Raw genomic sequence first — 15,148 nt, forward strand, 5'->3', positions numbered from 1 at the left:
TGCCTACTAAATAAGTTATTTTTTTGCCTTAACTATTGACTCAGTATAAATGGAAATTAGGTTTCCAATGTCGATTTTATGAGGAGCGATGAATTTATGAATGATAGTTTCGTCTAATGCATGAATATCATAATCCTTGAACTCTTTGAAAAAAGCTCTTACATTGTCTTTTAATAGCTTCAGTTTGGTTTTTCGCATAACGAAAATATCATCAGTAAAGTCACCCTGATAAGAAAGAATTCGTGTATTTATTATTATTATTTTTTTGCATTTGGCATTTCCATATTCATCAGCAAACCAGCCGCAATGGTTATTCATTTGACCGGCTTCTGTTTTATTTATTTCCGATCGATTTTCGTCAACTTCGTTTTTACATTCAAAAAGGAAATACTGTCCATCGACATCTCCCCAAAGATTATCCGGTCCTTTTTTTATTTCTTTATCAGGGCGTTGGCAAACAAAACCAATAGCGGTTCCTAAATTGTGCATAGCATCTTCGAATTTGTCAGATTGCACGCCGAAAGAAATATTCTGCAAAATACTATCGATAGATATCATTAAGGATTGATAATTATCATGCGATGTCACCCACTTAATAATTCTATTGGCGCGCGTGGCATTAATATTGTCAATTTTTTTATAAACAACACCATCCTTCGGCTTTAGTAAATTGCAATTACGCTGAAATGCTGATTTTTGAACCCTGTTCGATTCAAGCTTGCTCATGTTATATTTATATCTGGCCTGGAGTTGAAGATACCAACCTTTCTCCATTACATCCTCAACATGATTATCACAAATATCTTGCAACACATCACATGCTTTATCTATATAACCTTTTATGAATAAATTTTCCGCTTTATATTCCAAGCTAATTAAATCATAAAGATTATCCCTCCCATCGTGCATATCAATTTCATTCATGGACTCGACATAATACTCCTTCCAACCTTCATCGCGAAGCAATGATTTATTAACTAAACCAACGAACAATTTATCAATATCTACGCCTTCCTCAATCTCATCTTTTGCAAATCCAACAATTTGACTACCTATTTCAATTTGCATTCTTGTTTGGGGAGAGAAATATTTTGTAGTTAGGGGGCTTTTCAAAAATTGAACAAGATCACCGCCAGTGATAATAATAACACTATAGTCCTTTTCACCTCGCACACTGCGACCTAACCCTTGTTCTACTCGCTGCGCTGTCTTGACATTAATTATGTCGCTGCTCGGCCTACACTCCTCCTCATACCTATCGGTTAAGGTTTCTGAGTATGGTTTGGAATCAATAACTAAAATACGGCACGAGTTATCTGGAAGATCTATTCCATCATAGCGATTCGCAAAGACTATAGCATTTGTATATATGCCTCTTTTCAACTGTTCAATGCAGTCATATATGGTTTCTGTAGTTGCCACCGTTGCTCCGATGTTTTGAAATTGCTTTGTGTTGGAGAAACTTGGTGCAAGACAAACTGTTCCAAACGTCCGTTTATCGAATGGAGGAAGCAACCAGTTTATTATTTTTTCACGATCTAATGTTTCATCAATCAAAGATGGTATTAATATCATTTTCTCACCAGACCACACAAGGTCTGGGTTAACTAATGGTTTTTTTACTGCTTCAACATCAAATCCTAAACCTTTAATAAAAAATGAATCATCCTGTGTCGTTGCAGACATAAGGAAACGATGCTTGGCTTTGCTGAAAGTGCCAAAAGAATCTATTAGTGAAAATATCGGTGATATCTCTAAAGATTCGCCAGAAATAAATGCCTGGCAATTATGTATTTCATTTTTTATTAGGGGCCAAATGAAAGAGACTCTGTTGTCCTCAATATTTTTTAGAAGCTCTTGAGCCACAAATTCTTTTTTATCAATCCATGACCAGTAAGGTATAGGAAGCAATGTATTTGTTCCAACACCATTCTCCATTTCAAGATAACTTCCTTCCCCTTGCTCTCGGAGTTCATCAGAAAAGATATTCAGTATTGATGTGTAAAGTTTGCTCTTTTTATCAACCTTTATAGTAAAACTGTTTTTAATAGAATCTATACATGCCTGAGAGTCATCTAGTATAATTGAATTCGCTAGTATTGATTTACTACCTAAACCAAAAACCGTTTTGCCGTTAAATAATTTTTGAACATGCGTTATAAGTATTTTTCGACCAGCATGAAAATCATCAGGTATCATTTTGCTGTGATCTATTATGCAGTAAGGGATGCCAAATTTTTCAGCATCTCTTACTGCTTGCTTTGCTAAATATATATTTGGGCAGACATATAAACATGGGCTGTTTTTTTCATTTATTTTAGATTGTAAGATTAGCAATCCAATTAATGTTTTACCTTCTCCAGTATGCAATTTAATTATGTTATCTCTATCATCTCTTCGGTTATTGAACCATTCTTCGAGAATTCTTTTTTGGGAAGGGCGTAACGGGCCTGCTTCGCTACGCCTATCTAAAGACTCATATATTTCAATAGGGTTGATTCTTTTGGGTAGTTCTTTTTTCTTTAGCTTTTTTGTGAAATCAATCATAACTCACTCCATTTTTGTTGTTCGGAAACTGAAGCAAAGGGTACCCATCAAATCAATGTATTAAAAATTATGTTTTTCGGCAATGATTGGTGTATCCGTTTAGCCATTCCATAAACGAATTTTTTCACCACGATCCATAGAAAGCTTTCGAAGGGTGTTGACAAACTTGAGGCAAATCCCCCTGTAACAGCTCTTTGGTTAGTGCTATGAGGAGAGAGGATGTGAAGAAAGTCAAAACGAGCTGCGGAAGAAATCATCTACTTTATTTTTGCTATGGGCCATGTCCATGTTGATGATCGTGGTGACACACTAATATTGCTTTTTATGAGTTTGATTTTTTTTGCCTGCTTATAGCACCCGAGCGCACGGAATATCACTCCAACGAGTAGTCCAGGTAGGTGATAATAACTCCCGCTTCATGTGCCACTCATTACCGACCCCTTGACGCGCAAACCACATGTGCCCGAGCCCGGACTGATTGATGCCGTCAATAACCTTCATTAGTTGCGTGCTGTTAGCCCGCGGCTTATCCTCATCAAACAGGTTCAACTGACTGACGCCGTTAGGCGTGAAGTCATCAAGCATGACACCTGCTTTCATGTAACGTCGCCCCTCTAACCAGATTCGGTCAAGCGATCGCATGGCCACCTCAATAACATCTCGCGTATCCTGAGTGGGTATCGTGAGATTCTCGCTGGCGCTGTTGCCATAATAGATTTCGCCCTGAGCATGCGGTGAAGTCCGGATAAAAATGTTAATTAGCCGACAGAACTGACGTTCTTTTCTGAGCTTTTCCGCTGCCCGTGTAGAGTACTGACACAGCGCTTCCTGCATAGCCGCTTTCGTCGTGATACGCCTACCAAAAGAGCGACTGCACACTATTTGCTGCTTTGCTGGCACAAACTCCTCAAGGGGAATACATGATTCGCCGTTTAACTCGCGAACGGTGCGTTCAAGAACCACGCTGAAGTTTTTGCGGATAAAAGCAGGATGTGCGCGTGCCAACTGCAGAGCGTTCTCAATCCCCATTAAGTTGAGCCGCTTGCCAATTCGTCGGCCGACACCCCAAATCTCCTCCACAGGCTGATTTTCAAGTAGTGTCTCAGTACGCTTGGGATTGCCTGGTGTAAGCGCAAGCACACCGCGAAATTGGGGCCACTCCTTGCTTGCCCACTGTACTGATTTTGCTGTGTAATACAGATGTTCTGTAATGAACAACAAATCTACTGAAATCAGTGAACATGACTTATGCTGCAAGCATAAGCAGATCCTGTTTAAGCATCAGTAGCTGACAAGATTAGCTTTTAAAAGTAATGCTGAAACGGGGAATTGTAACCACAGGCTGCGCCGAAGTCTGGATAGCCATCATGTAAATATTGGTCTTGTAGAGCCTTTACCTGTGAAATCAGCCGTAATGGTTAAATCACGTTTACTCAGCATGGGCTTCCTTCTAAACTCTTCAGGGACTACATATTTTCTCAGGCACCAGAACACAGGGTTACTTACGTGGCAAGCGCAGACCAACTTAAAGCACTTATCAAATCGCACATCAGTCGCGATGATGGACACTTCTATTCGGTGGCCATGCAGGTTGCTGCGCACGAAGCCAAGCAGGGTCACGGTCGCTTAGCCGATGAGCTGATAAGTATGCTCGACAAAGGCAAAGCAAAGCTGGCGGGTGATAAAAATGGCAAGCTAGTGCCGCTTGCAAATGCTGCAAAATCCCGCACAGAACTGGGTAATCTGCTGAGCGTAAGCGAACCTAGCTACCATCTGTCTGATGTCATACTGGAAAAGTCTGCTCAGGCTCAGTTAAACCGGCTAGTTCGCGAGCAGCGGATGATGGCGCGAATTCGTGAACATGGACTCTCGCCACGGCGTAAAGTTTTGCTCGTCGGTCCTCCTGGAACCGGGAAAACGCTTACCGCGTCAGCTTTAGCCGGTGAGCTGGGTATACCGCTTTTTCAGGTACGCTTCGATGCGCTTATCACCAAATTTATGGGTGAAACTGCCGCCAAACTTCGGCAGATATTTGATGCGATGATGGATATACGCGGCGTCTATTTTTTTGATGAGTTTGATGCTATTGGCTCGCAACGAAGTCTGGCCAATGACGTTGGTGAAATACGACGCGTGCTGAACAGTTTCCTGCAGATGATCGAGCAGGATAATTCTAACAGCGTAATTATTGCTGCAACAAATCATCCGGAAATCCTTGATTACGCCCTCTTCAGACGGTTTGATGATGTGATTGAATACCACCTGCCCACGCAGGAACAGGCAATGGACCTGCTTCGGGCAAGGCTGGGGGCGTTCAGTCCAAAACCGTTCAGAAAGGCAGCGATTGCAAGCCTGCTCGACGGGCTGAACTATGCGGAAATCTGCCGGGCGGTGGATGAGTCGATTAAAGATGCGTTGATGAGCGACCGAACTGTGGCAGACATTACTCTGCTCAGGCATGCGCTGGAAGAACGGCATCAGGTCAGCTTAAAGCTTGCTAAAAATGGAAATAAGAATCTGAACCATGACGGAACCAGCCGCTAATAAACGACCGCATTTCATTCTCTACGGAACAGCTAAAAACGAACCCTTTACCATCCCGAAAACTGGCGGTGGTGACTCTCCTGAGCTGCCTGAGAGAGACCGGCAGCAGCATGGGCAAATGCTCAGCACTCAGCTTCAGCAGGTAAGGGCAATAGCGGCTCAAGCCCGTGATTATCAGAGAGCAGCAGCATTACAAAGCGGAATTGGCATACAGGTTGAGTTTGTTGGTCAGCCCGACGTAGCACTGGCTTTTGAGAGCCTGAGTTACGAACGAAATAGTGACCGGTCCAAAAATATTGAAGTTCTGAGTCTGCGCGTAAGTGAAGAAAATATTACCTCAGCCAACGTCTTCATTCCGGACGGAAAAATAACTCATTTTGAAAATTACCTGAATGCCTATCTGGAAGATAGGCGCAGCGCGAAAGGAGCTTCACTCGCTCACACCCCGTTAATTAATGCTATCCGTCTCTCAAGTATTCGTTCTCTATGGACGGATGACGGGGATTTATTGCCGGCAGATCCGGACGAAGGATTCTGGTGGGAAGTCTGGCTTCCGGTACGTAGCAATCGTGACGCTGTTCTCGCTGATTTTCGCACGATACTCTCTGCGACAGAGTGCATGGCCAGTGATCATGCCGTTACCTTTCCTGAGCGAACGGTGACATGGATGTTTGGTTCCCAGAGCGAATTTTCCCGTTCCGGACTGCTTCTTAATTGCGTGGCGGAGCTGCGGCGGGCAAAAGAGACTGCGGAATTTTTTACGCGTGAATCTTATTCTGAGCAGGGTTTATGGGCTGAAGATGTGCTGGCGCGCCTGCGTGTTCCAGATGAAGGGGGAACACTCCCCTATATCTGTCTGCTTGATTCCGGCCTTAATCGTGCCCATCCTCTGATTTCTCCGTTCGTCCGGCAGGAGGATGTTCATACCGTTAATGAGGCCTGGGGAACGGACGATCGGGTCAGTCACGGCACCGGGCTGGCCGGGCTGGCGCTGTATGGCGATATGTTTGACGCCATGATTTCTCAGGGCGGAATCGATATCAGTCACAGGCTGGAGTCCGTAAAGCTGATATCAGAGCCTGGAGAACAGAATGGCGATGCTCATGATCACGCTTATCTGTTCAGCATGGCCGTAACGCGCCCGGAAATACTTTTTGGAGAGAGAAAGCGGGTATTCAGTTCGGCAGTGACGGCGACAGATTATCGCGACTTTGGTAAACCTTCAGCGTGGTCTGCAATGGTTGACTCCCTGGCATCAGACGCAGGATCTGAGCCCGCTTTCACACGGCTGTTTGTGCTCTCTGCCGGCAATATTCTCAATCGAAACCACTGGCAAACTTACCCGGCCAGCCTTTCAGTGAATCACATCCATGATCCGGCGCAGGCGTGGAATGCACTTACCGTGGGCGCCTGTACCTTCAAAAGCGCATTGGAGGAGCCCGGCTTCAGCGTCCTGGCGGGTGAAGGTGGGCTGAGTCCGTTCACCTCAACGTCATCCGGATGGGACAGCGTCTGGCCCCTTAAGCCGGATGTTGTATTTGAAGGCGGGAATGCCGGCACTGATGGCGCAATGTCCGATAACTTCGGTAGCCTAGAACTGTTGACGGCAAACGCCCGCTTTCAGCGAAACTTATTTACTACCACAAATGCCACCAGTGCTGCTTCTGCACTGGCTGCAGGAATGGCTGCCAGGCTAATGGCTCAGTTTCCCGACCTTCGCCCTGAAACCATCCGTGGGTTAATGACGCATTCGGCCCGCTGGACACCTAAGATGCTGGAAATGTACCCGGCAAACACTCAAAGTGGATATGCAAATCTCATCAGACACTGTGGATGGGGTATACCCGATCAGAACCTTGCGGTATGGAGCATCAACAACAGTCTTTCCATGATTGAAGAAAGCAGCCTGCGGCCTTATCGTAAGACCTCTGCGGGAATTAAAACAAACGAAATGAACGTGCATGCACTTCCGTGGCCTGCAGAAGAGCTGCTTGCGCTGCGTAACACCCCTGTGGAAATGCGGGTGACGCTTTCTTATTTCATTGAGCCAAATCCATCGGCACGAGGCGCTGCATCAAAATTCTATTACCCTTCGCACCGCCTGCGCTTCGCGATGAAGCGTCCCACCGAACAGACTGATGACTTCAGAGCGCGTATTAATGCTGCTGCCCGGGTAGCGGGGGAAGAAACAACCGTTTCCGGTAATGATAAAAACTGGCTGCTTGGCAAAACTCAGCGCCATAGAGGCTCACTTCATCAGGATATCTGGCAGGGGACAGCAGCTGAACTGGCAAACTGCGGCTGTCTGGCCGTGTACCCGGGGCAGGGGTGGTGGAGATCCCGTCAGGCGCTTGAAAAATATGATTCTGACGCAAAATATAGCCTGATTGTCTCTATCCATGTTCCCGGAACTGAAGTGGATCTTTTAACCCCTGTTCAGACTCAAATTGATTACCTGATTGCAAACCGCATTACGGTATTAGCCTGATTTTCAGCAGCATTCATCGCCTGGCAGACCAGTAACGACTTTGTAAAACAGACGGGTATTCCTTTAAAAGGATACAGGGCGTCACCACCAGTAGCCTATCACGAACGTATGTCGGGCCTCCTATTTATCATGGCCGATGACTATTAAAACCCATTTAACACATGCTTGCAGCATGTGTTAAATGGGAGGATGTATGGATATTAATTTATAAATTTTTGATCGCTGTATAAGGCCAAGGTTTTTGTCGGCCCCATGCCTACGCCAACTGTCAGACCTGTTGTGGCCAACACATGCGCGCGCAACCGGAGGCCAAAGGGCTCAAACCCTTCGCATCCATCTATGCCAGTTAGGTCCAAGAACATCTCGTCGATTGAATACTGCTCTACGCGTGGCGTTATTTCTTCCAGTGCAGTCATCACCCTCTGGCTAAGGCTATGATATAAGGCATAATTACTGCTAAACACATGTACGCGCTCGGCAAAATCTTGCCCCTTAATTTGGAACCACGGTGTGCCCATTTTTATGCCAAGTTTTTTGGCACCAGCGCTACGTGCTATAACACAGCCGTCGTTGTATCTGAATGCGACTAACAGTTGGTTATTGTCAAGATATTGATTTTTATAAATATTTATTTGATAACTTTTTCCAATATATCTGGTATTGGTGGACAACTTAAGTGAGCATGTTCTAAAGGTTACCGCCGTCGACTCCCCATCAGTACCACCCCTGAACGACAAATCTATGATCGCCATAGAATCTCATACTTTAATTCGTTTACATTTATTGATAGGGGGAATACAACAGTCAATACCGTTGATAGCACAAGGAGAGTGATATGGCCTCTGCAAGACAAGATTTTGATCGGTTTGTTAGGTGGATTTACCAATCTGAAGCAATCTCATCGGATGTCCGTCGACTGGCTAGCCTGTGTCTTGCAAATTTTGATGATCTTGCAGGAACCTCCAGAAATCGTAGTCAACGTTCAGTCTATCTGGCGCAGTTGATGCGTCAGCAACTCGCAGAGACCATCGAAGAAGCGCCCGCGGCCGAAGCGAATGTCGCAGAAGGGCAATGGCCATGGTCTCGTCTCCAGAGCCTGACGTTAGGCCCCTTCCGCGGTTTCAGAACACCGGAGTCCTTCGAGATCGATAAACAGATTACTCTGCTTTACGGACCTAATGGGAGTGGAAAGACCAGCCTTTGCGAAGCGCTGGAATATGCCTTATTAGGTGATGTCGAGGAGGCAGGAAACAAGCGCATTGCTGCGCGAACCTACCTCGCTAACCTTCATGCAGGTCGCTTTGCTCCACCTGTTCTCAAAGCCCTCGACAATCGAGGCCGGGAGCTTGATGTTGCTTCTAATCCAGACACGTTTCGCTTTTGCTTCGTTGAAAAAAACCGAATTGATTCATTTTCACGAATAGCCGCCCGTCCCAACGCACAGCGTGCCGAGCTCATCGCCACGCTGTTTGGCATGGACCAGTTCAGCGACTTCGTTAGCCACTTTAATGAGAGCATTGATAACCAGCTCATATTGACTGCGAATAAGCAAGCCACGCTTGATACGCGCCGCGCAGGACTGCTGGCTGATAGACAGTTGGTGGGCGGTGAAGCTGAAGCTATCAGAGTATTGGCCAGCGAAGAGTTAGCTTTAGCTGAAACTTACAAACCTGAAACAACTTACGCCGGCCTGAAAGCTTTGTTCGGTAGCGAAGGCGCGCCAGGACGTCTGCAGCAGTTGGATACCATTCTTGAGGCCCTTCCGCCCGCCATAGTTGGTATCAGCGGCCCAGTCCTTCAGGAAACCTATGACAGGGCTGAGGGACACAAAAATGAATTTAACCGCATCTCGGCCGATCTTAGAGCTCAGAGCGATCAGATATCTTTCAAGGGACTTTACGAAGCCGTACTCGCCCTGAAGGAACCTGTGGGAGATCGCTGCCCGGCGTGCGATACCCCACTTGCCGGTCAGAACCATGTCGCAAACGATCCGTACGAAAAAGCCACATCAGGACTGCAACAACTTGAAGCGCTGGCTCTACTTCAGGAAAGCCAAAAAGCAGCTGAGATTGAAGTCAAGCGTGTTTCCCACGAACTTCGGCAGATCCTCAAAAAGATTGAGCTATTCATTCGCGCTGAGCTCGCAACACCTGTAGGAGAATTCCTGGAAACATTATCCGAGGAGCCCGCTGGATTTTGGTGGGAAGCTATTGCGCCGGACAATCCCTGGAATAATCCGCCACTGGCACAAATCATCGAAATAGCAGATCAAATTGCTGCGCAAGATACCGCTACAAGGCAGTCCCAACAGGAGCGCCAGCAACATATTGTGGAACGAAGCCGGCTCAGGGATTTCCAGCTTCGCGTACAGACACAGGACCAGAAGCGTCAACAACTGAAAGATAATATTGAGGCAGCAAGTGCTCGCATTCAAGCTTTCGACGAAACAAATGCCGCTTTAATTTTGGAAGTAGCACAAGAGCAATTGGACATTGTACGGGACACGCCGCTGAAGACAACTTATGACCTTTTCCTTGAGGCAATAAGATTGTACCGCAATCAGCTACCGGGACAACTCATGGCGGGGCTTAACGAGTCGGCCATGACGCTCTACAACTCATTTAACCGCAACGATCTTGACGCAGATAAACTTGCAGCGCTCTATCTGCCGTTGACCGGCGAAGAAAAGATAGAAATTTCATTTCGGGGTGCACCTGAACGTCGGGTAGATGCGCTGCATGTTCTTAGCGAGGGGCATGTGCGCTGCCTTGGCCTTGCAATCCTGCTGGCGAAGGCAAAGAGCATTGAATGTCCATTCATTGTTTTCGATGATGCTATAAATGCCATTGACCACGACCACCGTGGTGGCATACGAGAAACGATTTTTGAAAACGACACTTTTGAAGACACTCAGTTTATTGTTACCTGTCACAGCAACGAATTCATTAAAGATATTCAGCAACATCTGCCAGTGAGACGGCGGAATAATTGCCGCGTTTACCTTCTCAGGCATCATGATGGCAATTACCAGCCTCGCGTTCGCGGTAATGTGACGAGCGCAAACTACATTGCCAGAGCAAGAGCGGGTCGCGACGTTCTTAACGACCGGGACGCATTAGCCGCTTGCCGGCAGGCATTAGAAATGCTTTCAGAGAAGGTATGGAAATGGCTTAGTAGTCATGACCAGGGAGTGCTCACATTGCAAATCGCTGCCGCAGGCGCCGAACCCCAGCTTCGGATGTTGTGCGACTCGATACTGAAAAAACTCAGGGGTGCAGCAACATTCCAACATGCCAACAAAGAGCCGTTAATAGCCGCCTACGGCGTGATCCTAGGCATTCCAGAACAGAATCTGGTCTGGACATATCTGAACAAGGGAACACACGAAGAGGAAAATCGTGATGACTTTGATGGAGAGCATGTTGAGAGTGTTATTGCTACTCTTGAAGCCCTGGATTCACTGGAGTTACGCCCCGGAAGATAACACTCAACTTAACAGAAAAAATAGTAGATACGAGTGCTGATGATACTGACCAAATGGAGCAGAGAATGACGACGAGTATGATATCTCGTCTTGTAATAGTACCGGATGACACGCGTGAAAAGCCTATCTACGGGGCTAGGAAGAAATGGAAACAACCTCCCCACTATAGGCTGCCTTCAACTCGGCCATTTCGACCCCTCAAAGGAACGGTCAACCAAGGTTAAGTCTTTTGTTGCGAATGCAAGCCTCATATCACGTCACGCCTCAGACCATCAGGGATAAATGGATAAACAGCGGTAGCTCCATTCAGAAGATGATATGAACAGCACAGAATTAACTAACATTTCTCACCACTCAGATCGTTGTTACTCAGCACAACCACTGGCCTACCACGAAGGTCAGGGCGGAAAAGTGTCTCACAGCTGGCGTAAAAGGAGTTAACATCGGCTAGACCAAACAATGGCATGATCACCTCCGGCGGGCACGAGTGCTGTTAAAGAACCAAGTGACGACGCCGAGCAGCTGTAAGTGCTCCGGATAAATTATCGGATATGCCGAGTTCATTGGCAGTAGAGCAAGACTGGGATGCAGCTGCAGGCGCTTGACTGTAAACTCGCCGTTGAGCTCGGCAATCACGATGTCGCCGTCAGAAGCTTCCTCGGCCCGGTCAACCACCATGACGTCGCCATCGCAGAGGCCCAAGTCCTGCATGCTGTTGCCGCTTGCGCGCACAAAAAAGGTTGAGGCACGCCGGCGAATGCAGAGCTCATTAAGGTCGAGTTCTTTTTCGACGAAATCCTGAGCGGGAGAGGGGAAACCGGCGGCACAAGGATCAGCATAAAGTGGTACGCGGATACGGGGGGCAAAAATGGGTGGCCAGAGCGGCGTTAGCCCAGTGTTATGTTTGGCTATGTTCATAACCCAATGCCCCTGTCATGCTGCTGCGTGACTGCGTAAGCTTTTAGTAAACTACACATAGAATTCCACCCTTCATTTAACTGTTTATGCATACAGCATTATTGAGCCAAATTTATCTGGCAAGAGGAAGCGAAAAAGTTAACTCCTGGAATAAAGCCATCTAACTGACCCTGCTGGAAATTGTTAATGAAAATCGCTGGGATAAATTTTAGGAAAGAGAACTTGTCAGGTTGGGATTAATTTTATGTGTAGAAAGAAAGCAGACCTGAATCAGGTCTACTTGGGTTGTTTTTGATAAAAATCAGAAGGTTATATTTTTCTATCCGTTATGCTGTGCAATCTATATGGCCAACGTTCCCAGTAATGTACAGGCGTGCGTAACACCCGGCGCCGCTCATCGCTTAAAGCATTTCCTACGACTACCTCACCCGGTATGCCGCTCAGTGAAAGCTGAATATAAGCCATACCTGCTGCCAGTGGGTCGATGTCTGTTGCTGAAAACCACATGTGTTGATGCGGCGGATAACCTGCCTCCATCATCACGTTGGCGTACGCCAACACCATACAACCTGAACCACAGGCTGGCTCCCAAAGTGTAATAAACGGTTTATGCTCCAATTGTTTTTCAATATTCCCAAGCTGAAGCTGAGCCATCATGCGGGCGATACTCCATGGGGTAAAAAACTGTCCACGGTATTTATCACCCATATCAAGCTGCATAAAGATCCGCCCCAGAAAATCACCTGGAGCATCCTCAAGTCCGCTGACTACATGGGCCAGCAAATGCGCCATGTTCTCCACATCGGGCTTTTCATATCGTGACACTATGCGCAAATACTTCTGCTCGCGCTTTTCGCAGAACTGAAGGCGATTTTCCAGTGCGATGACACTGCAACTGATGAAATCCTCAAATACCTGATGCCGGCGGTGGTAACGCGCCGTCTGGCTGAAGAGTGAAAGAAAAGCCTTTTCGTGATTTATAACTTTTTTCATGCGTGCTTCCTCGTGCAAAGGGAACACGCTCCCGGAGGGAAACGGTGTTCCCTTCAGGTGAAAAAAAGCCACAGCTCTCGCTGTGGCCGGTTAGTGAAGCCGTATAAAACGGTTCATTTTGGTGTTATGCACGGATACTGCCGTAATGTGCTAAGCCGGACGCAGGTACCGCTGCCTTATCAGGCGTCACCAGATACATACGGGCCCCTTCAGTGGCCTCTGACTGGCGCAGTTCCTCTGCCGGGTAAGGACCGCTGTCAACATGGTCACCACGGTCAAAGCAGTTGTAGCCTGACGTGCCGGCTTCCGGTGAAATCCAGTAGTGACGGATTTCACAGTCAAACAGCTGCGACATCTCGCCCATCACCTCGCCTGAAGGCGGAAACCAGGGAGATCTAAAGCTCAGTGTCAGTGAGCTGACTTCATCACGATTCCAGATGGCCTGATGGCCAGCCGGAAACGCCATGCCAAACAGCTGCAGATAAAGTTCTGATGCCGTGGAAAGTCCGGTGAACAAACCACTTTCGCCGTTGAGCTCAGTGGCCAGACGTGACGGCATCACCATCAGCATATCGCAGGGGCAGGTTGCCTCCGGCATGATGCTGAGCCATTCCCAGCGCTCCTGCGGGTCGAAGTGACCGCCTGCGCCGGCAACGCCAAACCAGTCGGCATAGTGCACGGCCATCAACTGCGCCATTATCTGCCGCGCTGAAAGGGGAACAGCTTCCCACTTCAGCGCATCGATGCCGGACTGCAGCCAGATTTTTTCCATGCGGGAAAACGTTTTAGTGTCGATCCATGCATCCTGCTCCAGCAGCTCAATGAAGTGCTGGAAAGCCTGGTTGGGTGAGGTCTGCGCACCCGCGCCATATGCGGTAAGCATTGGGTAAGGTGTGTATTCCACCGCCCTGACGGGCTTCAGTATGCCGGCACAGCCGGCTAGAAACAGCTTTGTAGCCTGCCGTATGGCCTGCCGGTAAAGCGGTTTTTCCGTGCCGGCAATCCAGGGCTGCATCACATCGAGGCAGACCGATTTGGCGGTGATTTCCAGACGGTTATGGCACCATGAAAACATTGTGAAACTCCTCTTGTCAGTTAAAACGAAAAGAGGGCATCCCCCTGAGGAAGATGCCCTCAGGGGGATGATGGCGGCCGCAGCCGCCGGTTCAGTTATGCCGCCTGTTCGGTATTCCGGTTCAGGGGCTCAAGTAAGTATTCCGAGGCTTCCCGGGCGAAACGACAGGCCCGGAAAATTGCTCGTTTGTCTTCACGCAGCGCTCTCAGCCAGCCGGCGAGGTAGCTTTCGTGCTGTACGTCGCCGGTAATACCCAGCTGCGCGCAGAGAAAAGCACTGCCGGTTTCCGCTATCAGCTCTTCGAAGGCGTACACCGGGTCACCAAACTGCCGTGATGAAGAGGTGATCCCTTCCCGGTTGAGTCGGCTCCCGTGACCAGTGGCATGCACCAGCTCGTGTAGCAGCGTGGACCAGTAATCCGCCTCCGTAAGAAACTGCGGCGCCGTCGGCATCACGATGCGGTCTGCGCCCGGGCGATAATACGCCCGGTCCTGCCGGCGATGGTCACACCCGACGCAGGTTGCGCTGAGTATCTGTTGCACCTGCTTCAGCTGAATTGCGCTGAGATCAGAGTGCTGCCCGGTCGGTGCAGTATGAGCAACCGTTCCGGTAACAGATTCAGGTAACCCTTCACACTGATGAACACTGAACAGCTGCAGTTGTTTGATCATGGCCAGTTGCTCCATGACAGGTTCACCGTCCCTAAACAGCAGGTTATCGCTACTGTCCCGGGCCTGTTTCTCAAACGGTTTGTAAATGATGGCCAGCGCGCTGGTTTCGCCCTTTCTGACGTATCCGCCGGCGTCTTTCGCCTGCCGGAAGGTAATCCAGCGGTCGGAGGCGTAACCGTGCTCTTCAGCAGCCATCCACAACAGCGGAATATTGATACCACTGTAGGCACGGCCGGTGACGGCATTCACCGGCAAACTGCTGCCGTGCACGCCTTTAGCCGAACGCCATGGCCGCCGCCAGGGGGGCACGCCGTTATCCAGCGCAACAATGATTTTGTCTGTGACCTGCTGGTACAGGTCGGGAGTGTTAAGTTCTGCCGCTTTACGCCGGCCAGAAGTCGTTTTCATCAGATGCTGCCTTTTAGTAA

Annotated in this window: 8 protein-coding genes and 3 pseudogenes; 3 read left to right on the plus strand and 8 right to left on the minus strand. The window is 48.0% G+C overall.

The genetic code is table 11. The features are described 5' to 3' along the window. Positions 1-15: 15 nt before the first annotated feature. Complete coding sequence (locus IAE30_RS07425) at positions 16-2,547, minus strand: DEAD/DEAH box helicase family protein (protein ID WP_200678784.1); 2,532 nt, start codon at positions 2,545-2,547, stop codon at positions 16-18. Between the two features lie 348 nt (positions 2,548-2,895). Next, positions 2,896-3,735 (minus strand): annotated as a pseudogene (gene umuC / locus IAE30_RS07430) (translesion error-prone DNA polymerase V subunit UmuC); the annotation flags it as partial. Positions 3,736-4,053: 318 nt separating this feature from the next. Here umuC and IAE30_RS07435 point away from each other — a divergent pair. After that, positions 4,054-5,091, plus strand: a complete 1,038-nt coding sequence (locus tag IAE30_RS07435; RefSeq protein ID WP_200678792.1) for an ATP-binding protein — start codon at positions 4,054-4,056, stop codon at positions 5,089-5,091. Beyond that, entirely contained in the window at positions 5,072-7,579 is a 2,508-nt protein-coding gene (locus IAE30_RS07440) for a S8 family peptidase (protein ID WP_200678794.1), read from the plus strand. Before IAE30_RS07435 ends, IAE30_RS07440 begins: the two co-directional genes overlap by 20 nt. A 230-nt stretch (positions 7,580-7,809) precedes the next feature. On the opposite strand, the pseudogene IAE30_RS07445 reads toward IAE30_RS07440, so the two are convergent. Beyond that, positions 7,810-8,331, minus strand: a pseudogene (locus IAE30_RS07445) (hypothetical protein); the annotation flags it as partial. Positions 8,332-8,414: 83 nt separating this feature from the next. On the opposite strand from IAE30_RS07445, the gene IAE30_RS07450 reads away from it, so the two are divergent. After that, the gene (locus tag IAE30_RS07450) at positions 8,415-11,063 is read left to right on the plus strand and encodes an AAA family ATPase (protein WP_200678796.1); all 2,649 of its coding nucleotides are present in this window, start codon (positions 8,415-8,417) and stop codon (positions 11,061-11,063) included. A gap of 358 nt (positions 11,064-11,421) precedes the next feature. Here IAE30_RS07450 and IAE30_RS30280 read toward each other — a convergent pair. The 5 genes and pseudogenes from IAE30_RS30280 to IAE30_RS07475 all read right to left on the minus strand — a co-directional run. Further along, a pseudogene (locus IAE30_RS30280) lies at positions 11,422-11,523 on the minus strand (hypothetical protein); the annotation flags it as partial. An 8-nt stretch (positions 11,524-11,531) separates the two neighbouring features. Next, complete coding sequence (gene umuD, locus IAE30_RS07460; protein ID WP_200678798.1) at positions 11,532-11,981, minus strand: translesion error-prone DNA polymerase V autoproteolytic subunit; 450 nt, start codon at positions 11,979-11,981, stop codon at positions 11,532-11,534. Positions 11,982-12,290: 309 nt separating this feature from the next. Beyond that, the gene (locus tag IAE30_RS07465; RefSeq protein ID WP_200678800.1) at positions 12,291-12,974 is read right to left on the minus strand and encodes an N-6 DNA methylase; all 684 of its coding nucleotides are present in this window, start codon (positions 12,972-12,974) and stop codon (positions 12,291-12,293) included. Positions 12,975-13,098: 124 nt separating this feature from the next. Then, entirely contained in the window at positions 13,099-14,049 is a 951-nt protein-coding gene (locus IAE30_RS07470; RefSeq protein ID WP_200678802.1) for a DUF1281 domain-containing protein, read from the minus strand. 95 nt (positions 14,050-14,144) lie between these two features. Further along, positions 14,145-15,128 (minus strand): ArdC family protein, encoded by a 984-nt coding sequence (locus IAE30_RS07475; protein WP_200678804.1) that lies wholly within the window; start codon positions 15,126-15,128, stop codon positions 14,145-14,147. Between the last annotated feature and the right edge of the window lie 20 nt (positions 15,129-15,148).

This window comes from Pantoea sp. S61 (assembly GCF_016625145.1).
Classification (GTDB): Bacteria; Pseudomonadota; Gammaproteobacteria; order Enterobacterales; family Enterobacteriaceae; genus Pantoea; species Pantoea rwandensis_B.